The organism is Methylobacterium gregans, from assembly GCF_022179245.1.
GTDB classification, from domain to species: domain Bacteria; phylum Pseudomonadota; class Alphaproteobacteria; order Rhizobiales; family Beijerinckiaceae; genus Methylobacterium; species Methylobacterium gregans.
In genome coordinates this window covers 12,024-31,542 of sequence record NZ_BPQM01000101.1, presented here as the reverse complement: position 1 = coordinate 31,542, position 19,519 = coordinate 12,024, and the positions used below count along the sequence as shown (strand labels likewise).

19 protein-coding genes are annotated in these 19,519 nt (G+C 72.7%); 5 read left to right on the top strand and 14 right to left on the bottom strand.

Annotated elements, in window-relative coordinates:
- The 5 genes from MFF54_RS19185 to pal all read right to left on the bottom strand — a co-directional run.
- Positions 1–193 (bottom strand): hypothetical protein (locus MFF54_RS19185; protein WP_238304416.1); only part of this gene is annotated, 193 nt, incomplete at its 3' end.
- A gap of 66 nt (positions 194–259) precedes the next feature.
- Positions 260–2,182: an ATP-dependent zinc metalloprotease FtsH gene (gene ftsH / locus MFF54_RS19180; protein ID WP_238304415.1), complete on the bottom strand. Its 1,923-nt coding sequence runs from the start codon at positions 2,180–2,182 to the stop codon at positions 260–262.
- A gap of 81 nt (positions 2,183–2,263) precedes the next feature.
- Positions 2,264–3,280, bottom strand: coding sequence for a tRNA lysidine(34) synthetase TilS (gene tilS / locus MFF54_RS19175; RefSeq protein ID WP_370880329.1), 1,017 nt, complete (start codon positions 3,278–3,280; stop codon positions 2,264–2,266).
- Positions 3,277–4,248: a tol-pal system protein YbgF gene (gene ybgF, locus MFF54_RS19170; RefSeq protein ID WP_238304414.1), complete on the bottom strand. Its 972-nt coding sequence runs from the start codon at positions 4,246–4,248 to the stop codon at positions 3,277–3,279. Before ybgF ends, tilS begins: the two co-directional genes overlap by 4 nt.
- Positions 4,249–4,372: 124 nt before the next feature.
- A complete protein-coding gene (gene pal, locus MFF54_RS19165) occupies positions 4,373–4,951 on the bottom strand; it encodes a peptidoglycan-associated lipoprotein Pal (protein WP_370880334.1) in 579 nt (192 codons plus the stop codon).
- A gap of 346 nt (positions 4,952–5,297) precedes the next feature.
- Here pal and MFF54_RS19160 point away from each other — a divergent pair, with 346 nt between their 5' ends.
- Complete coding sequence (locus MFF54_RS19160; RefSeq protein WP_238304413.1) at positions 5,298–5,693, top strand: response regulator; 396 nt, start codon at positions 5,298–5,300, stop codon at positions 5,691–5,693.
- Positions 5,694–5,696: 3 nt separating this feature from the next.
- Here MFF54_RS19160 and MFF54_RS19155 read toward each other — a convergent pair whose 3' ends face one another.
- Complete coding sequence (locus MFF54_RS19155) at positions 5,697–6,602, bottom strand: WcbI family polysaccharide biosynthesis putative acetyltransferase (protein WP_238304412.1); 906 nt, start codon at positions 6,600–6,602, stop codon at positions 5,697–5,699.
- 201 nt (positions 6,603–6,803) lie between these two features.
- On the opposite strand from MFF54_RS19155, the gene MFF54_RS19150 reads away from it, so the two are divergent.
- Positions 6,804–7,868, top strand: a complete 1,065-nt coding sequence (locus MFF54_RS19150) for a GSCFA domain-containing protein (RefSeq protein ID WP_238304411.1) — start codon at positions 6,804–6,806, stop codon at positions 7,866–7,868.
- 15 nt (positions 7,869–7,883) lie between these two features.
- Here the strand turns inward: MFF54_RS19150 and MFF54_RS19145 are convergent, their stop codons facing one another.
- Together MFF54_RS19145 and MFF54_RS19140 are read right to left on the bottom strand one after the other, a co-directional pair.
- Positions 7,884–9,374, bottom strand: coding sequence for a DUF2336 domain-containing protein (locus MFF54_RS19145; RefSeq protein WP_238304410.1), 1,491 nt, complete (start codon positions 9,372–9,374; stop codon positions 7,884–7,886).
- Positions 9,371–10,432, bottom strand: a complete 1,062-nt coding sequence (locus MFF54_RS19140; protein ID WP_238304409.1) for a transglycosylase SLT domain-containing protein — start codon at positions 10,430–10,432, stop codon at positions 9,371–9,373. The genes MFF54_RS19145 and MFF54_RS19140 overlap by 4 nt, the downstream gene beginning before the upstream one ends.
- Positions 10,433–10,539: 107 nt before the next feature.
- Here MFF54_RS19140 and MFF54_RS19135 point away from each other — a divergent pair, with 107 nt between their 5' ends.
- Positions 10,540–11,019, top strand: coding sequence for an aldolase/citrate lyase/malate synthase family protein (locus tag MFF54_RS19135; RefSeq protein WP_238304408.1), 480 nt, complete (start codon positions 10,540–10,542; stop codon positions 11,017–11,019).
- A 1-nt stretch (position 11,020) separates the two neighbouring features.
- Here MFF54_RS19135 and MFF54_RS19130 read toward each other — a convergent pair whose 3' ends face one another.
- Together MFF54_RS19130 and MFF54_RS19125 are read right to left on the bottom strand one after the other, a co-directional pair.
- Positions 11,021–11,638 (bottom strand): flavin reductase family protein, encoded by a 618-nt coding sequence (locus MFF54_RS19130; protein WP_238304407.1) that lies wholly within the window; start codon positions 11,636–11,638, stop codon positions 11,021–11,023.
- 7 nt (positions 11,639–11,645) lie between these two features.
- The gene (locus tag MFF54_RS19125) at positions 11,646–12,209 is read right to left on the bottom strand and encodes a nitroreductase family protein (RefSeq protein WP_238304406.1); all 564 of its coding nucleotides are present in this window, start codon (positions 12,207–12,209) and stop codon (positions 11,646–11,648) included.
- A gap of 141 nt (positions 12,210–12,350) precedes the next feature.
- Between MFF54_RS19125 and MFF54_RS19120 the strand changes: the two genes are divergently transcribed.
- Positions 12,351–13,280: an RgsD C-terminal domain-containing protein gene (locus MFF54_RS19120; protein ID WP_370880331.1), complete on the top strand. Its 930-nt coding sequence runs from the start codon at positions 12,351–12,353 to the stop codon at positions 13,278–13,280.
- A 12-nt stretch (positions 13,281–13,292) separates the two neighbouring features.
- Here MFF54_RS19120 and MFF54_RS19115 read toward each other — a convergent pair whose 3' ends face one another.
- On the bottom strand, positions 13,293–14,207 hold the full coding sequence (locus MFF54_RS19115) for a DMT family transporter (RefSeq protein WP_238304405.1): 915 nt from the start codon (positions 14,205–14,207) through the stop codon (positions 13,293–13,295).
- Positions 14,208–14,210: 3 nt separating this feature from the next.
- The gene (locus MFF54_RS27670; RefSeq protein WP_283206296.1) at positions 14,211–14,333 is read right to left on the bottom strand and encodes a hypothetical protein; all 123 of its coding nucleotides are present in this window, start codon (positions 14,331–14,333) and stop codon (positions 14,211–14,213) included.
- Positions 14,334–14,454: 121 nt separating this feature from the next.
- On the opposite strand from MFF54_RS27670, the gene MFF54_RS19110 reads away from it, so the two are divergent.
- Complete coding sequence (locus MFF54_RS19110) at positions 14,455–15,864, top strand: aminotransferase-like domain-containing protein (RefSeq protein ID WP_238304404.1); 1,410 nt, start codon at positions 14,455–14,457, stop codon at positions 15,862–15,864.
- Positions 15,865–15,910: 46 nt separating this feature from the next.
- On the opposite strand, the gene thrS is transcribed toward MFF54_RS19110, so the two are convergent.
- The gene (thrS, locus tag MFF54_RS19105; protein ID WP_238304403.1) at positions 15,911–17,938 is read right to left on the bottom strand and encodes a threonine--tRNA ligase; all 2,028 of its coding nucleotides are present in this window, start codon (positions 17,936–17,938) and stop codon (positions 15,911–15,913) included.
- Between the two features lie 122 nt (positions 17,939–18,060).
- Entirely contained in the window at positions 18,061–19,461 is a 1,401-nt protein-coding gene (locus tag MFF54_RS19100) for an RsmB/NOP family class I SAM-dependent RNA methyltransferase (RefSeq protein WP_370880332.1), read from the bottom strand.
- Between the last annotated feature and the right edge of the window lie 58 nt (positions 19,462–19,519).

Below are 19,519 nucleotides of genomic sequence, written 5' to 3'. Positions count from 1 at the left end.
CCACCTTCAGCGCCAGCTCGGGCGTGATCACGCCGTTGGCCCGACCCCGGATGCCGTCGGTCCCAAAATACTTCCGCACGTCCAACTCCGCACAAGCGACCGGATCCTCGAAACGCGCACGGTACCGGAACCCGGCCGCGCCCGGTCGTGGATTGCGATTCACGGTGAACGGCCGCTCCCGGACGTTCGCCATCTTTCCAAAGGAAAGGGCGCCCGAAGGCGCCCTTTTGATGTCGCTGGCCGCGAACAGACCCGTTCGTCAGCCCTGCGGCTGCGGCTCCAGACCGCCGTCGTTCTCCCGAGGCCGGCCGCGGCCGGCGGAGGGGACGGAGGAACCGCGGGCGGGGGTCGGCGGCACGTCGCCACCGTCGCGGACCGGAGGCTGACCTTTCAGCAGGTTCCGGATCTCGTCGCCGCTCAGGGTCTCGTACTCGAGCAGGCCCTGCGCGAGGCATTCGAGATCGTCCTTGCGCTCGGCGAGGATCCGGCGCGCCTCCTCCAGGCCCGCTTCGACGAGGCGGCGCACCTCGGCGTCGATCGTCTGGGCGGTGGCCTCGGAGACCGATTGCTGCCGGCCCATCGACATGCCGAGGAAGACCTCGTCATTGTTGTCGCCGTACGCGACAGTGCCGAGCTCAGGGCTGAAGCCCCAGCGCGTGACCATCATCTTGGCGAGTCGCGTCGCCTGCTCGATGTCCGACTGCGCGCCCGAGGTGACCTTCTCGGGCCCGAAGATCATCTCCTCGGCGATGCGTCCGCCCATCATGATGGCCAGCCGCGAGGTCATCTGCTCGTAGCTCATCGAGAGCTTGTCGCGCTCAGGGAGCTGCATGACCATGCCCAGCGCCCGGCCGCGCGGGATGATCGTCGCCTTGTGGACGGGATCGGTCGCCGGCACGTTGAAGGCGACGATGGCGTGGCCGCCCTCGTGGTAGGCGGTGAGCCGCTTCTCGTCCTCGGTCATGACCAGCGTGCGGCGCTCCGCACCCATCATCACCTTGTCCTTCGCGTCCTCGAACTCGTGCATCGTGACGATGCGCTTGCCGCGACGCGCGGCGAGCAACGCCGACTCGTTGACGAGGTTCATCAGGTCGGCGCCCGAGAAGCCCGGGGTGCCGCGCGCGATGGTCTTGAGGTCGACGTCGGGCGCCAGCGGCACCTTGCGCACGTGGACGCGCAGGATGCGCTCGCGGCCGGTCACGTCCGGGTTCGGCACCATGATCTGGCGGTCGAAGCGGCCGGGACGCAGCAGCGCGGGGTCGAGCACGTCGGGACGGTTCGTCGCCGCGATGATGATGACGCCCTCGTTGGCCTCGAAGCCGTCCATCTCCACGAGGAGCTGATTGAGGGTCTGCTCGCGCTCGTCGTTGCCGCCGCCGAGGCCGGCGCCGCGATGGCGGCCCACCGCGTCGATCTCGTCGATGAAGATGATGCAGGGCGCGTTCTTCTTGGCCTGCTCGAACATGTCGCGCACGCGGGACGCACCGACGCCCACGAACATCTCGACGAAGTCCGAGCCGGAGATCGTGAAGAACGGCACGTTGGCCTCGCCGGCGACGGCGCGGGCGATGAGCGTCTTACCGGTGCCGGGCGGGCCGACGAGGAGCACGCCGCGCGGGATCCGGCCGCCGAGGCGCTGGAACTTCTGCGGGTCGCGCAAGAACTCTACGATCTCCTGCAGGTCCTCCTTGGCTTCCTCGACACCGGCGACGTCGTCGAAGCTCACGCGCCCATGCGCCTCGTTGAGGAGCTTGGCCTTCGACTTGCCGAAGCCCATGGCGCGGCCGGCGCCGGACTGCATCTGGCGCGACAGGAAGATCCAGGCGCCGATGAAGACGAGAATCGGCAGCCAGCTCACGAGGAGCTGGATGAACCAGGGCGTGTTGTCGGAGGGGGGCCGGGCCGTGATCTGCACGCCCTTACCCTGCAGCTTCGTGACGAGGCCCGGGTCGTTCGGCGCGTAGCTGGTAAAGTTGCCGCCGCCCACATAGGTGCCGCTGACATCCTGCCCGGAGATCACCACCGACTGGATCTTGCCGGCATCGGCATCGTTCAGAAGCTGGCTGTAGGCGATCTCGCTACCGCCGCCGCGATGACCCGGGTTCTGGAACAGGGTCACGAGGGCGAGCACGAGCAGGAAGATGACGACCCACAAGGCAAAATTGCGAAAATTCGGGTTCATCGACCATTCCTTAGCGAGTGCGGGCCCCCTCGCCCGGCGCTGCGGGCGATCCGGCACTCAGCGCCCAATGTAGGCAGAGGCCTATCCGTTGCCAAGTAAGTCGTCTCCGCGGATGGCGGCCCGCGGGGGCGCTGGCGTGAGACGGATCGTCCCTTGTGGATCGGCCGCGATCAGGAAGCCGCGGAAGGTGCGCCGCAGCGCCCGGCCCTGTTGCAGTGCGGGCAGGAGCGTGGCCCCGAGGCGCTCCAGGCGTTCGAGGCGTCCGGCCGGCGCGCCGGCCCGCTCGAGGGCGCGATCGAGCACCCTGAGGGCGACGGCCTCCGGGAGGGCCGCGAGGGCGCGCCCGTCGAGGCTCCATGCCCCCTCCCCCGGGCTGGCGAGGCGGTCCAGGGCGTCCTCGGCGGCCTGCCCAAGGGCCGCGTCGTCCCGAGCGGCACGGTCGGCCAGGCGCGCGAGGCGCTCCGCGGTCAGCCCCTCCTCGGCGAGGAGCGGCAGCACACGGCGCAAACGAGCGCGGGCGAAGCGCCCATCGCTGTTCGAGGGGTCCCGCAAGTAGGCGATGCCGCGCGCGTCGCACCACGCGACGAGAGCGGCCTTGGATAGGGCAAGGAAGGGCCGGGCGAGCGTCAGGCCTCCGCCGAGGTTCCGCTCAACTCGCATCCCGGCGAGGCCGGCCGGGCCGCTGCCGGCGCAGAGGCGCATCAGCACCGTCTCCGCCTGATCGTCGCGGGTATGTGCGGTGAGAAGACGCTTGGCGCCGATCTCGGCAGCGTGGGCGGCGAGCAGGCGATAGCGCGCCGCGCGGGCCGCCGCCTGGATGCCGGTTCCGGGGTGCGAACCGTCCGGGTCCCAGGTGAGGATGGCGTGCGGGATGCCGAGCGCTTCGGCTTGGCGGGCGACCGCCCCGGCCTCCTCCCGCGCTTCGGGCCGGAGCCCGTGATCGACAGTGGCAACGTGGAGAGCGGCGGGGCCACGCGCCGCGGCGGCGGCGTGCATGAGGGCCGTGGAGTCCGGCCCGCCCGAGACGGCGAGCAGGCAGGGTTCGGTCAGTTGGGGGCCGAGGGCCCCCAGGAGCGCGTCGTGTTCCTCCCCGCTCAAGCCGAGCAGCGGGCGCGCTTCTGCTCGCGCGCCACCCCCTGGCGCACGCCCTGGCCGGCGGAGGGGAACTTGCGCTCCAGCTCGGCCAGCGTGGCGCAGGCCTGCTCGCGGGCGCCGAGAGCGTTCAGCGAGACGCCGAGCTTCAGCATCGCCTCCGGCGCCTGGGCGGAGCGGGCGTAATCGGTCGAGACCTTCAGGAACTGCTCGGCCGCCTCGCGGTTGCGGTTGCGCTGCAGGTAGCTCTCGCCGAGCCAGAAGGTCGCGGCCGGCACGTGGCTGTCGCGCGGGTGCGACTGGATGAACTGGCGCAGGTCCATCTCGGCCTGCTCGTAGCGGCGGGCCTGGATGTTGGCGAAGGCGGCCTCGTAGTCGGAGCGGGCGTCGCCCGAGCCGGTCGCCGCGACGCTGGCGCTGGGCCGGGCCGGCAGGGCGCCGGTGGTGCCGACGCGGGCCGGCGGCGCGAGGTCGACGGGCTCGTCGTAGCCCGGCGCCGCGGCCTCGGCCTCCTCGGCCTCATCGATCGCGCCCTGGGGTATGCGGCGCGCGACCGGCGCAGCCTGCTGCGCGACGGGCGGAATGGCAGCGACCGGTACGGAGGGCTCCGTCGAGCCGAGCTGGCGCGGGGCACCCGGCTGACCGGGATTCTGGTCCGGGTCGAAGGCGTCGCCGCGCTTCTGCGGCTTGCCCGCGCCCGGATTGGTGCCGTTGACCGGACCGGTGCTGCCCGAGGGCGCGGGCTTGGCTCCGCTCTTCTCGTTCAGGCGGTACTCGACGTCCTCCTGGAACTTGCGCAGCTGCTCCTTGAGCTGGCGGTTCTCGTACTGGAGCGTCTCGATCTGCCCGGCCATCATGCGCGACTGGTTCTCCAGCCGGCCGAGGCGCACCACGAACTCGGAGGCGTCCTGGGACGCGGCCGGCAACGCGGTGGCGATGATGAGCGAGGTCGTGAGCAGGAGGCGGCGGAGCATGGATGTCGGCACCGGACGTTGCGGCAGGCCGCGCAAGCGATCTCGCGCCGGCGCGGCCTGCCGGTAGCAGATGCGCGGCGCCGCGGCAAAAATGCGGCGGCGCGATAGAGTTTACGCGCTCGGCTTACGAGCCGGCGCCGCGGTCCAGCACCGTGACGGCGCGGCGGTTCTGCGACCAGCACGAGATGTCGTTGCAGACCGCGACCGGGCGCTCCTTGCCGTAGGACACGGTGCGCATCCGGCCGGCCGCGATGCCGCGCGAGGCGAGGTAGTCGGTCACCGACTGCGCGCGGCGGGCGCCGAGCGAGAAATTGTACTCGCGGGTGCCGCGCTCGTCGGCGTGGCCCTCGATGAGGAAGCTGTAGCGCGGGTAGCGCTGCAGCCACGCGGCCTGCTTGTCGAGGGTGGCGGTCGCGGTGGGCGTCAAGTCGGTCGAGTCCGACTCGAAGAAGACGCGGTCGCCGATGTTCACGACGAAGTCCTGGGCGCTGCCGGGCACGCCCGCGCCCCCTGCGCCGCCGGCACCGGCACCGAAGCCGGACGCATCGGCGAGGTTCGAGTCCTTCGAGCAGGCGCCGAGGCCGAGGGCCGCGCAGAGCGCGAGGCCGAGGGAGACGGCGCGCAGGCGCGGGGAAACGGTCATGACTGGTCTCAACTCCTTGAGGCGGAGCCTCGAGGCCGGCAGCCGGTCTGCAAGGCGGATCCGCAGCGTGTATCTTGCGACCCTCATAGGCCGACCCGGTTAAGCAGAGGTTCCGTCAACCTTGACAGGAGCTTTCCAGCAGTCTCTGCGCGGCGATGCCGTGTGCCGGCGCACCCCATCCGACCGGCAGGGCAGCGGGACGCTTCGGCACCGCGCCACGGCCGCGCTTACAGGCCGGGAATACGGCGGCGCGGCGGCGGCCCGACGTCCGGCCATCGCGATGCCGGGCGAGCGTTGCGTAGGGGTCACAGAACGGAGCACCGGGAACAGTCCGGATCGAGGCGCTTAACCCTTCTTCAACCGTGTGTGCTGCGAACTTGGGCGCGTCGACAGAACGGTTCGGACGATGAGCCCGGTACACAATGTCCTCGTGGTCGAGGACAGCTTCATGCTCCTGGAGATCATCGCGCAGCTCTGCGCCTCGCAGGGCACGCGCGTCATCGAGGCCTCCAGCGGCGAGGCGGCGCTGACGATCCTGCGCGAGCGCGGCGCGACGATCGACTGGCTCTTCACCGACATCAACCTTCCGGGTCTGATCGACGGCTGGACCGTGGCGGAAGCCTTCCGGGCCCTGCACCCGGACCGGCCGGTGGTCTACACCTCGACCGCCGCGCGGCTGCCCCCGCGGGCGGTGCCCGGCAGCCTTTACCTGCGCAAGCCCTTCCAGATCCGCGAGGTCAACGCCCTGGTGCGGATGATGCGCGAGGGCGTGTCGGACGATGGCCTGCGGGCGGTGGGCTGAGCCCTACCCCTTCGCCGCCAGGAAGATCTCGGCGATCCAGGGCGACGTCGCCCAGGTCTCGACGCGCGGGCAGGCGAGGTCGCCCGGCGCGCTGGCGTCGTAGAGCGCGAAGCTCGCCGCGATGAAGCCCTCCAGATCGTAGAGGACCGGGAAGGCCGCCCCGCGGGGCTTGCGCTTGAACAGGTAGGAGCCGGTGAGGCCGAACTGCTCCGCCACCGGCGGGTAGACCGGCCAGACCACGTCGTGGACCAGCTCGTCGCCGAGATAATCCTCGATCGCGACGGGCTCCGGCGTGAAGCCGCTCTCCGCCAGCAGGCGCCGGGCGATGTCGCCGATGACGTACGCCTTCGGGTGGTTGATCACGTGCATGAAGGCGCCGCGGCGGCTCCAGCGGCCGACCTCGCGCTCCAGACCGAAACCCACCCCGGCCGAGCTCACGACGAGCTCCCGCACCGCCGGGTCCCAATGGTCGAAATAGCCGAGGCGCTGGAACACGTCCTCCCGGAACAGGCTCGCGGTCTGCGGCACGGTGAGGCCGAGGCGGTGGGCGCAGAGGGCGATCGCCGAGTGATACTGCCCGAGCGGCGAGGCCGCGAGCTTCTGGTCGGCGAGGTTCTGGGTGCGGCCCGCATAGACCATGTCCGGGTGGAAGGCCGAGAACACGATCGTCGGGAACATCTTCAGGCGCTTCTCGCGGGAAAACAGCGTGCCGCTGTCGCCGCCCGGCAGCAGGCCGCCCGGGAAGGCCTGGGAGTAGACATGGTCGAAGCCGGCAAGCGTCGCCGCCAAGCCGTCCAGCGTGCCGTGGTCGCGCCGGAGCGTGCCCATCGAGAGGTAGCGGACCGGGCTCTCGGGCGCGAGGAGCCGCATCGCCTGCGCCACGCCGCGTCCCTGGCAATTGCCCAGCACCGCGATGCTCGGACCCTTTCGCCCGTCATCGGCCGCCTTGGTACGCCACGGTCTTGCCCAGGATGGCGCCGACAAGGAAAACGCGCTGCGGGCGCGCCGGGGCAGATCGCTGATGGCCAAGGCTGTGCCGGGGGTCTCGCGGGAGCGGGGTTCGCGGTCTATGCGAAACGCCCTTACCGCATCGGACAAAGGATCGGGACGTTGGCTTCAAATCCGTATACGGGTCTACCGGCCGAGCGATTCTGGCGCAAGGTCGTCACCAACGTGCCGCCCTTCGCGGTCAACCCGCACCCGCGGGAGACCTTCGCGATCGCCCGCACCGACAAGGTGGCGACCGGCGGCTCCTGCTTCGCCCAGCGCGTCGCCGAGGCCCTGCGGGAGGCCGGGTTCAACTACTACCTCACCGAGGCCCCCGCGCCCGGCATGAGCGGTAATGAGGCCAATGCGCGCCAGTTCGGCACCTTCTCGGCGCGCTACGGTAATCTCTACTACACGCGCCAGTTCGTGCAGCTCTTCGACCGGGCCTATGGCCGGTTCGAGCCCGAGCTGAAGGCGTGGCTGCGCGAGGACGGGCGCTACGTCGACCCGTTCCGCCCGACCGTCGAGCCGGACGGCTTCGCCACCGAGGCCGAGGTGATCGCCGCCCGCGACGCGCATCTCGCCGAGGTGCGCCGCCTGTTCGAGACGCTGGACGTCTTCGTGCTGACGCTCGGCCTCACCGAGGGCTGGCGCTGGCGGGCCGACGGGGCCGCGCTGCCGCTGGCGCCGGGGGTTGCCGGCGGCACCTTCGATCCGGACCTCTACGAGTGCGTCAACGCGGGCGCGGCGGAAGTGCTGGGCGACCTGCGCGGCTTCCTCGACCGGCTCTGGAGCGTGAACCCGGCCGCGCGGGTGATCTTCACGGTCTCGCCCGTGCCGATGATCGCCACCTACATGGACCGGCACGTGATGGAGTCGAACAGCTATTCCAAGTCGGTCCTGCGGGTGGCGGCGGGCGAGGTCTGCACGGGCGACCCGCGGGCCGTGTACTTCCCGGCCTACGACATCGTCACCAGCAACGTGAACGCGGGCCGCTACTACAACGACGACCAGCGCACCATCAACGATGCGGGCGTGCGCCACGTCATGCGCCTGTTCCTTCAGACCTTCGCCAAGGACCGCGCGGCGCCGGCCCCGGTCCAGGCCGCGGCCGACATCACCGCCGAGTTCGAGGGCAGCGCGGGCGTGATCTGCGACGAGGAGCAGATCGAGCGCAGCGTGGCCTAGCGGGATCGCGGCCGGTCAGGCCGCGAGCCGTTCCGGCCCCTCGCCACCCTCCTCGCTGACCTCGGCGCCCGCGCGGGCCGCCTCCTCGCGCAGGCGCTCCTGCTCCTCGCGGAAGCTGGCCAGGATCGCCCCGGGCAGCGCGTCGAGCACGGCGTCGAGCGCGTCCGCGGAAGGTGGCATTGCGGCCTCCTGATCAGGTGCCAGGGCTGGCGCTACGGCGTCCTGCGGCGCCTCCGGCAGCGGTTCTGGGTCCGGCGCGACCGGGATGGGGGGCGTCGGAGCGGTCCGGACCGCGGCCTTCGCGGCGGACTGTGCCGCATCCCAGGCCGCACCCTCGTCGCGGCTCGCGCGGCGGGTGGCTTCGCGGGCGAGCGCCTCCTCGGCGATGGCGCGGGCGACCTCGCGGGCCTCGTCGCGGGCGGCCTCCGCCTCGAAGCGGGTGAGCAGCGCCATCACGGCCTGCATCTCCCCGAAGGCCATGTCCTCGCAGGCGGTGAGCGCCCGCTCGATCATCCGGCGGGACAGGCCGGCGCCGCGGGCGGCGGTCGCGCCGTCCTGCGCCTCGCGCCACGCGCCGAGCGCGGCGGTGACGGCGGGCAGCAGCGCCTCGGCGAGGCCGGCGCGGCGGTGCAACTCGGCGATGCCGCGGGGCTCGCGCATCAGGGCCGCGACGCGGGCCGGTTCGAGTTGGGTCAGATCCGTGAAGGCGGTCTCCGCGAATGCGACAGCGCCGGAGAGGATCGCCCGCAGGATCAGGCCCGCGTTGAGCTGGCCGGTGGCGCGCAGGTGCCGCACCACCCGGGCGGTCGCCGCCGGCCCGGCCCCGGCGCAGAGGTCGAGCACCGCGCGCTCGCCGGCCTCGCGGCTCATCCGGGCGCCGCGCTCGGGGCTCAGCCAGCCGCAGCCGGTGGCGAACCGTTCGAGGTCGTGGGCAAGCCGGGCGCCGACCGCGTGGCGCACCTCGATCGGCAGATCGGGCCGCGCCAGCAGCGCTTCCCGGACCACGGGCGCGGCGCCGTGGCGCTCGACCATGCGGAGCATCCGCCCCGTGGTGATGCGGGCGGTCGGGTTGCGGGCGAGCACCGCCAGCGTGTCCGGCCCGGCAATCTCGGCGAGCGCCCCGGCGACCGCGTGGGAGAGGTGGTGGCGGCCTGCGATCGCGGTGCGCACCGCCTCGCAGCCCATCGCGGCGGCGTCCACGAGGTCGGCATCGGTGAGCACCGGCGAGCGGGCGAGCACGAGGCAGGCCACCTCGGTCTGGTCGCTGGCGAGCGCCACGATGAGCGGGCGCGGCGCCCGCGCGGAGGCGGCGCAGGCCTCGGCGAGCGCCCGGCGCACGATCGGGGCCGGGTCGTCGAGCAGCGCCAGGATCGCGGTCTTGGCCTCCCAGGCGGCCTCGGGCGCGAGATTGCCGTAGAGGAAGGCCCGCGCGAGCGCCGAGGCGGCCTCGGCCCGGTGGCCCGCGGAGGTGTGCTGCGTGGAGGCCAGGAACTGTCGGATGATCATGGACCGCTCCGGGTAGCGAAGAGCGAGGTCTGAAGGGTAGCCGCCGGGAAGGCCGCGAGGTCGGCCGGGCGACGGGGCGGAAGCGGCGGGTTGCGGATGACGGTCCCGGGCGCCGGCAGCGCCGCAACGATCGTGCCGGTCGTCGTCGCGGCGTCGCCCTCCACCCGCACGACGTCCTCGCGCGGGTCCGAGCGCGGGAAGTAGCTCGGGGCGGGGCGCGCAGGCTCGCTCCCGGCGCCCTCGGCCCGCCCCTGCCAGAGGCGGCCGAGGCCCTGCGCCACCGGGCCGGTGCGCCGGTCGGTCTGGAACAGGCTGCGCAGGTCCGCGCCCGCGGCGTAGGCCGAGGCGGCGTAGGAGGTGGTGGCCTGCGGCAGGCCGCTCGCTTGGGCTTGGATGCCGAGATCGGCCACCCCTCGGGCGGCCGCCGAGAGGCTAGCGTAGAGTTCGGAGACGCTGCGCGGGCGGCCCGCGCGGTCGTAGAACAGGGCCCGGTTGGCGGCGGCCGCCTCCGGCATGTCGAGGGCTGCGGCGCGGTCGGGCGTGGCGCGGGCGGCACCGATGAGCGCGGCGGCCCCCCGGGCGCCCAGCACGTGGGCGACGTAGAGGTCGCCCGGCGTCGGATCGCGCCCGAGCGCCGAGGCCAGCGCCTCGCCGTTCTTCTGGGTGAGCGCGCCGGCGAGCGTCGCCGAGATCTTCGGGTCGCGGCGCAGATCCAGGATCTGCTGGCGCTGCCCCGGGTCCTCGACCGCGTAGCTGCCGTCGGCGCGCGCTGTGATCGCGTCGGCGTAGGACGAGAGCCCGAGCCGCGGCCCGGCATTCTTCATCACGCCGAGCCAAGTCTGCTCGATGAACTGGAACAGCCCGGTGGCGCTCGACGTGCCGGCTTTGGCCGCGGGGTCGAGGGCGGATTCGCGTTGCGCGGTGGCGAGCAGATACTCGAAGCCCGCGCCGCTCGCCTGCGCTCCCTCCCGGATCGCCTGCAACACCCCCGCATTGGCGCCCCGCGGCGCCGCCGGAGCGGGCTCAGGGGGGCTGGAGGGCGTGGTGAACAGGAACATCGAGCCCGCCGCGAGAGGATCCGAGCCGGTTCGAGACGAGGCCGGCGCCGGGGCGGCGCGATGGCGCCCCCCGTGCACGACCCTGTTGCTGTTATGGTAAAGAAAGCTTGAAGTGCGGCCCCGCCACGCTCACCCACCGGCCGCGAATGCGCTGCACGCTCACCCTCCGGACGGGCGAGGATCCCCACCCCTACGCCGTGCTCGACCGGGCCGCCCGCGATCTCGCGGCGGCACTCGTTCCGGTCCCGGCCGGCATCCTGCTGCTCGGCGCCGAGCACGGGCGCGACGTCGCGCGGCTCGGCGCCATGCTCGCGGTGCACGAGGCGGAGACCGGCCTGGCCGACGGTACCCTGCGGATCGTGCCGGTCCTGGGGACGGCCCGCGCCGTGCTGGCGGCGGCGAGCTTCGCGGATGCGGGGCCGCGCCTCGCGGCCCTCGCCCTCGACGCGACGGCCCTGGCGGAGCTGGGCCTGGGGGAGGCCGAACGCGTGCAGGCGCGGGCGATGGCAGGGCTCGTCGCCGCCGCCGCGGGCGTGCCGATGATCGCGCTCGCCCGCGACGCGGTGGGCCGCCTCGGGAACGCGTGAATCAGGGGCGCTTGAAATCCCCGCCGCCCTTCGGCCGATGCATCTCGAACCGGTTCTCGGGGGTGATCCGGAAGTAGTCGAAATAGCCGCCGCGCAGGATCGGCTCCATCGCGGCCGTGTCGACGCGGCCGTCCGCCACGAAGCGGTCGTCGATGTAGATCGACACCACCTGACCGATCACCAGGAAGTTCGTGGGCTCTGACCCGTCGAGGGGTCTGAGCGGCACGGTCTGCAGCCAGCGGCACTCGATCGCCGCCGCGGCACCCGCCACGCGGGGGGAGCGCACCTTGCGGGAGGGGGCGGTGGCGAGCCCCGCGAAGGCGAACTCGCTCTCGCCCCGGGGCAGCGGGGCCGAGGAATCGTTCATCGCCTCGCGTAAGGGGTGGCTCGCGAGGTTGCAGACGAAGTCGCCGCCCGATTCCGCGAAGGTCATCGCGTCCTTCCGCCCGGAGGAGGAGAACGCCACCATGTCGTCCGCGACCGCGTTGAAGAACGAGTAGGGCGCGAGGTTGAGCCGCCCGTCGCGGTCCATCGCGCTGATCCAGCCGATCGGCCGCGGGGCGACGATCGCCTTCAGCGGGTTGTGCGGCAGGGTGCGGTTCTGGGAATCGTAGTCCATGGAGACCTCAGAGCCGCGTCACGATCTGGGCGAGGTCCGGCCGCGGCCGGTCGCTCGGGATCTCGGCCGGGTGGCCGATATGGATGAAGCCCGCCATCCGCTCGGTGGGCGCGAGGCCGAGTGCGTCGAGCGCGCGGCGGTCGTAGGCGAACCACTCGGTCAGCCAGGACGTGGCGAAGCCGGCCGCGTTCGCCGCCACGACGAGGTTCATCGCCGCCGCACCCGCCGAGAGCACCTGTTCCCATTCGGGGATCTTCACGTGCGGCCCGGCGCGGGAGACGACGGCGACGACGACCGGCGCGTGGGCGAGGCGGTTGCGCTCCAGATCCAGCCGGGCGGCGTCCGCGCCGGGATTGTCGGCGGCGTGGATCGCGGCCAGCGTCTCGCCGACCCGCTGGCGGGCCTCGCCCTCGATCACGATGAAGCGCCAGGGGGCGAGCTTGCCGTGGTCCGGCACCCGCGACGCCACGGCCAGGATCGCGTCGAGCGTCTCACGATCCGGCCCCGGCGCCTCCAGGCGCGGCGGCGGCACCGAGCGGCGGGTGCGGAGGAGATCGAGGGTGGCGTTCATGCGGCGCGTCTCGCGTGGGGTCCCGAGCGGATCTGGCACGTGCACCGTCCCGAGGGAAGCGGCGGCGACGCCTTGCCGCCGCCACGGTCTCGCGCCAGACCGGCGGCCCTGGGCAGTTCGCGGCCCGTTCGGAGAGGCGGGATGGACGTGCGGGTCGGGGATTGGCTGCGCGGGGTTCGACTGCCGGCTTGCCTGCTGGCGGTGTTCATGCCCGCCGCGGCCGCGGCGCAGGACGCCTTCCCGAACCGCCTCGGCTCCGGCGTGCCCTCCCCCTCCATCACCGCACCCGCCTTCCCCACCGGGCCCGCGGAGGCGGAGGCGAGCCTGTCGCTCAGCGCGATCCTCGCGGGCATCGGCGAGCCGCTGCGGACGGGCCTTGCCTGGCGCATCTACGACGACCGGGGCGATGGCAGCCGGCCGAGCATCGTGGCCCGCTCGACCGATCCCGAGCCGAGCTTCCGCCTCGCGCCCGGTCCTTACGTCGCCACCGTGACCTACGGCTTCGCCAGCGCTTCGAAGCGCATCACCATGGCGGGGCAGGCGCAGACCGACACCCTGCGGGTGAGCGCGGGGGCCCTGAAGCTTTCCGGTGCGGTCGGCGACCAGAAGATCGCGCCCGCGCAGCTCGCGTTCTCGGTCTTCGTACCGGTGGGCACCAACTCGGAAGGGCGGCTGGTGCGCAGCGGCGTCAAGGCCGGGGAACTGATCCGGCTGCCCGAGGGCACCTACCACGTGGTCTCGACCTACGGGGAATCGAACGCGATCCAGCGCGCCGACCTGAAGGTCGAGAACGGCAAGGTCACCGACGCGACCCTCAACCACCGGGCCGCGACCGTGACCCTCAAGCTGGTGGCCACGCCGGGCGCCGAGGCCTTCGCGGGCACCGCCTTCTCGGTGCTGACGCCGGGCGGCGACACGATCCGCGAGGCGATCGGCGCCTTCCCGCAGGTAACGCTGGCGGAGGGCGACTACGTGCTGATCGCCCGCCACGACGGGCAGGTCTACACCCGCGAGTTCAAGGTCGAGAGCGGCATGGACCGGGACATCGAGGTGGTGGCGAAAGGCGCCTGACACCACGACGCCTCAGGCGAGGCGCCGCGCGCCCGCCGCGCAGGCCGCCACCGCGGCGGCGACGAGCGGCATCATGGGGTCGACTGCCTCTCCGAGGACGAGCGCGGCGATCCCGATCCCCAGGAAGGGCTGCAGCAGCTGCAACTGGCCCGTCACGGCGATCCCGCCGCGCGCCAGCGCCCGGTACCAGAACACGAACCCGACAAGCGCGCTGAGCATCGTCACGTAGGCCAGCCCGGCCAGCGCCGTCGGCGTCACGGGCCTCGGATGCGTCGGCAGCAGCCAGAGCGCGGCCGGCAGCGTCGCGGGCAGAGCCAGCACCGTCGCCCAGGCGACCACCTGCCAACCGCCGAGCCGCCGGGCGAGGCGCGCACCCTCGGCGTAGCCGAGACCGCAGACGAGGATCGCCGCGAGCATCAGCCCGTCGCCGAAGAGCGAGCCCGGCCCAGCCCCGCGGCCTGCGAAGGCGGCCGTGACGGCGCTGCCCAGCGCCGAGAGCAGCCAGAAGGCCCGGGACGGCCGCTCGCCCGCCCGCAGCGCGCCGAACAGGGAGGTCGCGAGCGGCAGGAGCCGGACGAACACGCTCGCCCGCCCGGCCCCGATCTGGCCGAGCGCGAAGGCGGTGAAGAGCGGGAAGCCCAGCACCACGCCGCCGGTGACGACGGCAAGCGCCGCGAGGTCGGACCGGCGCGGGACCGGCTGGCGCAGAACCATCAGCACAGCAGCCGCCACGAGTCCGGCCAGCGCCGCGCGAGTCAGCGTCAGGGCGATGGGCTCGAAGGACGCCAGCGCCAGCCGCGTCGCCGCGAGCGTGCCGCTGAAGATCGCCACGCCGACGAGCCCGTCGCGCAGCGCTCCTTTGCGCAGCGCCCCTGCGGGTGGCGCGGTCCGAGCCTGCGGGGGAGCCGTGAGGATGCGGGTCGTCATCGCTCAGCCCAGCGGCAGGATCAGCGGCAGGGCGAGGCCGATCCCGCCGGCCGCCAGCACAACCAGATCCACGATCTGCCGGGCGATCCACGCGGCCCCCTGCCGGTCGACGCGCAACGCTCTCATCCCGTCCTCCTCTGGCTCGGGCCGGATGGATGCGGCGTTTCACAATTTGCCGACAGGCACAGCTCCGGTACAATATCGAGAAACTGTCCAGGACGATCGGCAGTACGGTTGGGAAGTCGCGATGGCGCTCGGTGTCCTTAAGCCCCAGCTCGATCCGGCCCTGACGCGGGTCGAGGCGGTGATGGCCGCGATCGAGGCGCGCATCGCCGGGCGCCATCTCGCGCCCGGGGCGCGCCTGCCCTCCGTGCGCGCCTTCGCGGAAAGCCTCGGCGTCTCGAAATCGACGGTGGTCGAGGCCTATGACCGGCTGGCCGCGCAGGGGGCGATCGTCTCGCGGCCGGGCTCCGGCTTCTACGTGGCGGGGCGGCCGGAGCCGTTCTGCCTCGCCGCGGCCGGGCCGCGCCTCGAGCGGGCGGTCGATCCGCTCTGGATCAGCCGGCAATCCTTCGAGACCTATCCGGACGTGCTGAAGCCCGGCTGCGGCTGGCTGCCACCGGACTGGTTGCCCGAGGAGTCCCTGCGCCGGGCGCTGCGCGCCGTGGCCCGCGCGGGCGGTCCGGCGCTCACCGCCTATGACGAGCCGCGCGGCCTCGCGCCCTTGCGCGAGCACATCGCCCGGCGGATGGGCGAGCGCGGTATCGCGGTCCACCCGGACCAGATCGTGCTGGCGGATTCCGCGACCCAGGCCCTCGACCTGCTCTGCCGCTTCCTGATCGAGCCCGGCGACACGGTCCTGGTGGACGACCCCTGCTACTTCAACTTCCAGGCGCTGCTGCGGGCGCAGCGGGTCAAGCTCGTCGGCGTGCCGTTCGGCCCGCAGGGGCCGGACCTCGCGGCCTTCGAGGCGGCCCTGCGCGAGCACCGGCCGCGCTTCTACCTCACCAACTCGACGCTCCATAACCCGACCGGCGCCTCGCTCGGGCCCGCGATCGTGCACCGGATCCTGCGGCTGGCCGAGGCGCACGACACGCTGGTGGTGGAGGACGACATCTACGCGGATTTCGAGGTGGAGCCGGCCGCACGCCTCGCGGGCTTCGACGGGCTGGAGCGGGTGATTCAGATCGGCGGCTTCTCGAAGACGCTCTCCTCGGCCGCGCGCATCGGCTACGTCGCCCTGCGCCGGGACTGGGTCGAACGCTTCTTGGACCTGAAGGTCGCGGTGACGCTGGGCGACCCGCACCTCGCCGCGACCGTCGTGCACCGGGCGGTCACCGACGCGCGCTACCGGCACGATCTCGAGGCGATGCGCGCCCGGCTGGCGGAGGCGCGCGGGCGCGCGGTCCGGCGGCTCGCCGGGCTCGGCATCACCGTGCCGTTCGTGCCCGGTGCCGGCATGTTCCTTTGGGCGCGCCTTCCGGACGGACTCGACGCTGCCGAGGTCTCGCGCCGGGCGCTCGCTGAACGGGTGATCCTGGCGCCCGGCAACGTCTTCAGCGTGAGTCAGGGCGCGACGGGCGACCTGCGCTTCAACGTCGCCCAGTGCGCCGACCCGCGGATCTTCGCGGTGCTGGAGCGGGCTATGGCGCGGTGAGGGCCGCGCGTCTCCCTCCCCGCCGGGGAGGGAGACGGCGCTTGGCCTACGGCGCCGGCTCGACCACGTGCTGCCCGTCGAGCGTGACGTCCGCGCTCGGCCGGGTCTCGGCCACCGCCTCGGCCCGGCGGATGTCGGGCGCGGTCGCCTCGTCTACGAAGGCCGCGACCGCCTCGGCGAGCGGCAGCGTCTTCGTGCCCTGGCTGCCGAGCCGGCGGATCGAGACGGTGCGCTCCTCGGCCTCGCGCTTGCCCAGCGCCAGGATGACCGGCACCTTGGCGAGCGAGTGCTCGCGGACCTTGTAGTTGATCTTCTCGTTGCGCAGATCCGCCTCGACCCGGAGCCCCGCGCGCTCCAGCGTCCGCACGACCTGCCGGGCGTAGTCGTCCGCCTCCCCGGTGATCGTCGCCACCACGATCTGGGTCGGAGCGAGCCAGAGCGGGAAATGGCCGGCGAAGTGCTCGATCAGGATGCCGGTGAAGCGCTCCATCGAGCCGCAGATCGCGCGGTGGACCATCACCGGCGGCTTCTTCTGGCTGTCGGCATCGACGTAGAAGGCGCCGAACCGCTCCGGCAGGTTGAAGTCCACCTGCGTGGTGCCGCACTGCCAGTCGCGGCCGATGGCGTCGCGCAGCACGTACTCGAATTTCGGCCCGTAGAAGGCGCCCTCCCCCGGATTGACCGCGGTCTTGATCCGGCCGCCCGACTGTTCCTCGATCTGAGCGAGCACGCGCGTCATCACGGACTCGGCGTGGTCCCAGAGCGCGTCCGAACCGACGCGCTTCTCGGGGCGCGTCGAGAGCTTCACCAGGATCTGGTCGAAGCCGAAATCGGCGTAGGTCGAGAGGATCAGGTCGTTGATCTTCAGGCACTCGGCGGCGAGCTGGTCCTCGGTGCAGAAGATGTGCGCGTCGTCCTGGGTGAAGCCGCGCACGCGCATCAGGCCGTGCATGGCGCCCGACGGTTCGTAGCGGTGCACCACGCCGAACTCGGCCATGCGCAGCGGCAGGTCGCGGTAGGATTTCAGCCCGTGCTTGAAGATCTGCACGTGACCCGGGCAGTTCATCGGCTTCAGGGCGAACCAGCGCTTGTCCTCGGCCTCCTCGCCCGCGGACTGGGCCGCGAACATGTTCTCGCGGTACCAGCCCCAGTGGCCCGAGGTCTCCCAGAGGGCCTTGTCGAGGATCTGCGGCGCGTTCACCTCGGCGTAGTCGCCCTTGAGGCGGCGGCGCATGTAGGCGATCAGCTCCTGGAAGATCGTCCAGCCCTTGGCGTGCCAGAAGACGACGCCCGGTCCCTCCTCCTGGAAGTGGAACAGGTCCATCTCGCGGCCGAGCCGGCGGTGGTCGCGGCGCTCGGCCTCCTCCAGCCGGTGCAGGTAGGCGTCGAGATCCTCCTTCGTCGCCCAGGCGGTGCCGTAGATGCGCGTCAGCATCGGGTTGTTGGCGTCGCCTCGCCAGTAGGCGCCCGCGACCTTCATCAGCTTGAAGGCCGTGCCGACCTTGCCGGTCGAGGTCATGTGCGGGCCGCGACAGAGGTCGAACCACGCGCCCTGGCGGTAGATCTTCAGATCCTCGCCCACCGGGATCGCGTCGACCAGCTCGACCTTGTAGCCCTCGCCCTTCTCGGCGAAGAGGTTGCGCACGTCGTCGCGCTTCCAGATCTCCTTGGTGAAGGGGGCATCGCGCGCGATGATCTCGCGCATCTTGGCCTCGATCTTCGGGAAGTCCTCGGGCGTGAAGGGCTCGTCCCGGGCGAAGTCGTAGTAGAACCCGTTCTCGATGACGGGGCCGATCGTCACCTGCGTGTCTGGCCAGAGCTCCTGCACGGCCTCGGCCAGGACGTGGGCACAGTCGTGCCGGATCAGTTCCAGGGCGCGGGGATCCGTGCGGTCGAGGAACTCGATGCGGACGTCGTGCGCGATCGTGTCGTCGAGGTCCGCCACCACGCCGTCGAGCGCCATCGCGACGGTGCGCTTGGCCAGCGACTTGGCGATGCCCTCGACGACGGCGCGGCCGGTCACGGCGGCGTCGTAGGCGCGCGTGTTGCCGTCGGGGAAGGTCAGCGTGGGCATCGCGTGTCGCTCCGGGCTCACTCCTGCGAACGCGGCAGGTAAGCGGGGGATTGAGGTGGCTCCCGCGCGTCGCGCGGGAGCGGCCGTTTAGACCGATTTTCGTCGGGATGAAACGTCGGCGTTCAGCTCCGGCGGGCGAACCGGCTCACGAAGAAGCCGTCGAGGCCGCCGCGCGCGTCCGTCCCGCCGCCGAGGTGGCAGGGCAGCGTGCGCAGGTCGCCGTTCGGGTCGATCAGCTCCGTCAATCCGCCGACCTCGTCGCCCGTGACAGGTGCCCGCGCGAAGTCGGGGCTGCGGGAGAGGAAGGCGGCGATCTGGGCCTCCCCCTCCTCCGGCTCCAGCGAGCAGGTGCAGTAGACGAGGCGCCCGCCCGGCCGCAGCAGCGTCGCGGCGCGGTCGAGGAGGCGCGCCTGCAGCCCGGCGAGCCGGGCGATGTCGTCGGGGCTCTTGGTCCAGGCCACATCCGGGTGGCGGCGGATCGTGCCGGTGGCCGAGCAGGGCGCGTCGAGGAGCACCGCGTCGAAGCCCTCCGGCCGGTCGAGGGCGAGGGCGTCGCCCACCACCACCTCCGCGGCGAGGCCGAGGCGCTCAAGGTTGCGGCGCAGGCGCTCCAGGCGCGGGGCGGAGCGGTCGACCGCCGTGACCGCGGCGCCGGCTGCGGCGAGCTGGGCGGTCTTGCCCCCGGGCGCCGCGCAGAGATCGGCGACCCGCTCCCCGGGGCGGGCGCCGAGGAGCCGCGCGGGGAGCGCCGCGGCGGCGTCCTGCACCCACCACGCGCCCGCCTCGAAACCATCCAGCGCGGTGATCGGCCCCGATTCCGCGGGCAGCCGCAGAGATCCGGTCGGCAACAGCGCGGCGCCGAGGCGTTCGGCCCAGCCTTGCGGATCCGCCTTCACCGTGACGTCGACGGTCGCGCCGGCCAGATGCGCCCGTCCGATCGCCTCCGCCCGCTCCCCATAGGTCGCGCGCCAGCGCGCGGCGAGCCAGTCCGGCGCGCCGTCCCCGAGCGGGTCGCCCGCCGCCAGGATGGCGTCGCGCTCGCGGGCAACCCGTCGCAGGACCGCGTTGACGAGGCCGCCGAGATGCTGGGTCCGCCGATCCGTCTTGGCAAGGCGCACCGCGAGATCGACCGCCGCGTGGTCCGGCACCGCGAGGTCCAGGATCTGCGCTGCGCCGGTCGCCAGCAGAGCGAGCAGCAGCGGCTGATCGTCCGGCAACCCGTGATCGAGCCGGCTGCCCAGCGCCGCCCGGATCAGGCCGAACCGGCGGAAGGTCGCGGTGGCGATGGCGCGCGCGAGCGCCGCCTCGGCAGGGTCCAGCCCGCGCGAGGCCTGCGACAGTGCATCCTCCAGGGCGAGCGCCCGGTTCTGGCCGATCAGCTCGGCGACGGCGCGCTGGGCGGCGGCGCGTGCACCGAGCCCGGCCACCTCGGCAAGCGCCTCGGCAGCCGCGCCGTCCTGCGGTGCCGGCCCGGCCTCGTTGCGGCGGCCTCGTCCGTTGCGCGGTGTCTGCCGTGATGCCACTTGTCTCGTCATCCCGTAGCCTGCCGGCCCTCGCGCCGACGCACTGCCCTTCCATCCG

What these genes read in the sequence shown, in the direction of transcription:
- ybgF (WP_238304414.1), bottom strand. Translation starts at nt 4,248, where the DNA reads ATGCTCCGCCGCCTCCTGCTCACGACCTCGCTCATCATCGCCACCGCG.
- thrS (WP_238304403.1), bottom strand. Translation starts at nt 17,938, where the DNA reads ATGCCCACGCTGACCTTCCCCGACGGCAACACGCGCGCCTACGACGCC.
- MFF54_RS19145 (WP_238304410.1), bottom strand. Translation starts at nt 9,374, where the DNA reads ATGATCATCCGACAGTTCCTGGCCTCCACGCAGCACACCTCCGCGGGC.
- MFF54_RS19160 (WP_238304413.1), top strand. Translation starts at nt 5,298, where the DNA reads ATGAGCCCGGTACACAATGTCCTCGTGGTCGAGGACAGCTTCATGCTC.
- MFF54_RS27670 (WP_283206296.1), bottom strand. Translation starts at nt 14,333, where the DNA reads ATGAGAGCGTTGCGCGTCGACCGGCAGGGGGCCGCGTGGATCGCCCGG.
- MFF54_RS19110 (WP_238304404.1), top strand. Translation starts at nt 14,455, where the DNA reads ATGGCGCTCGGTGTCCTTAAGCCCCAGCTCGATCCGGCCCTGACGCGG.
- MFF54_RS19130 (WP_238304407.1), bottom strand. Translation starts at nt 11,638, where the DNA reads ATGGACTACGATTCCCAGAACCGCACCCTGCCGCACAACCCGCTGAAG.
- MFF54_RS19140 (WP_238304409.1), bottom strand. Translation starts at nt 10,432, where the DNA reads ATGTTCCTGTTCACCACGCCCTCCAGCCCCCCTGAGCCCGCTCCGGCG.
- MFF54_RS19115 (WP_238304405.1), bottom strand. Translation starts at nt 14,207, where the DNA reads ATGACGACCCGCATCCTCACGGCTCCCCCGCAGGCTCGGACCGCGCCA.
- ftsH (WP_238304415.1), bottom strand. Translation starts at nt 2,182, where the DNA reads ATGAACCCGAATTTTCGCAATTTTGCCTTGTGGGTCGTCATCTTCCTG.
- MFF54_RS19120 (WP_370880331.1), top strand. Translation starts at nt 12,351, where the DNA reads ATGGACGTGCGGGTCGGGGATTGGCTGCGCGGGGTTCGACTGCCGGCT.
- MFF54_RS19125 (WP_238304406.1), bottom strand. Translation starts at nt 12,209, where the DNA reads ATGAACGCCACCCTCGATCTCCTCCGCACCCGCCGCTCGGTGCCGCCG.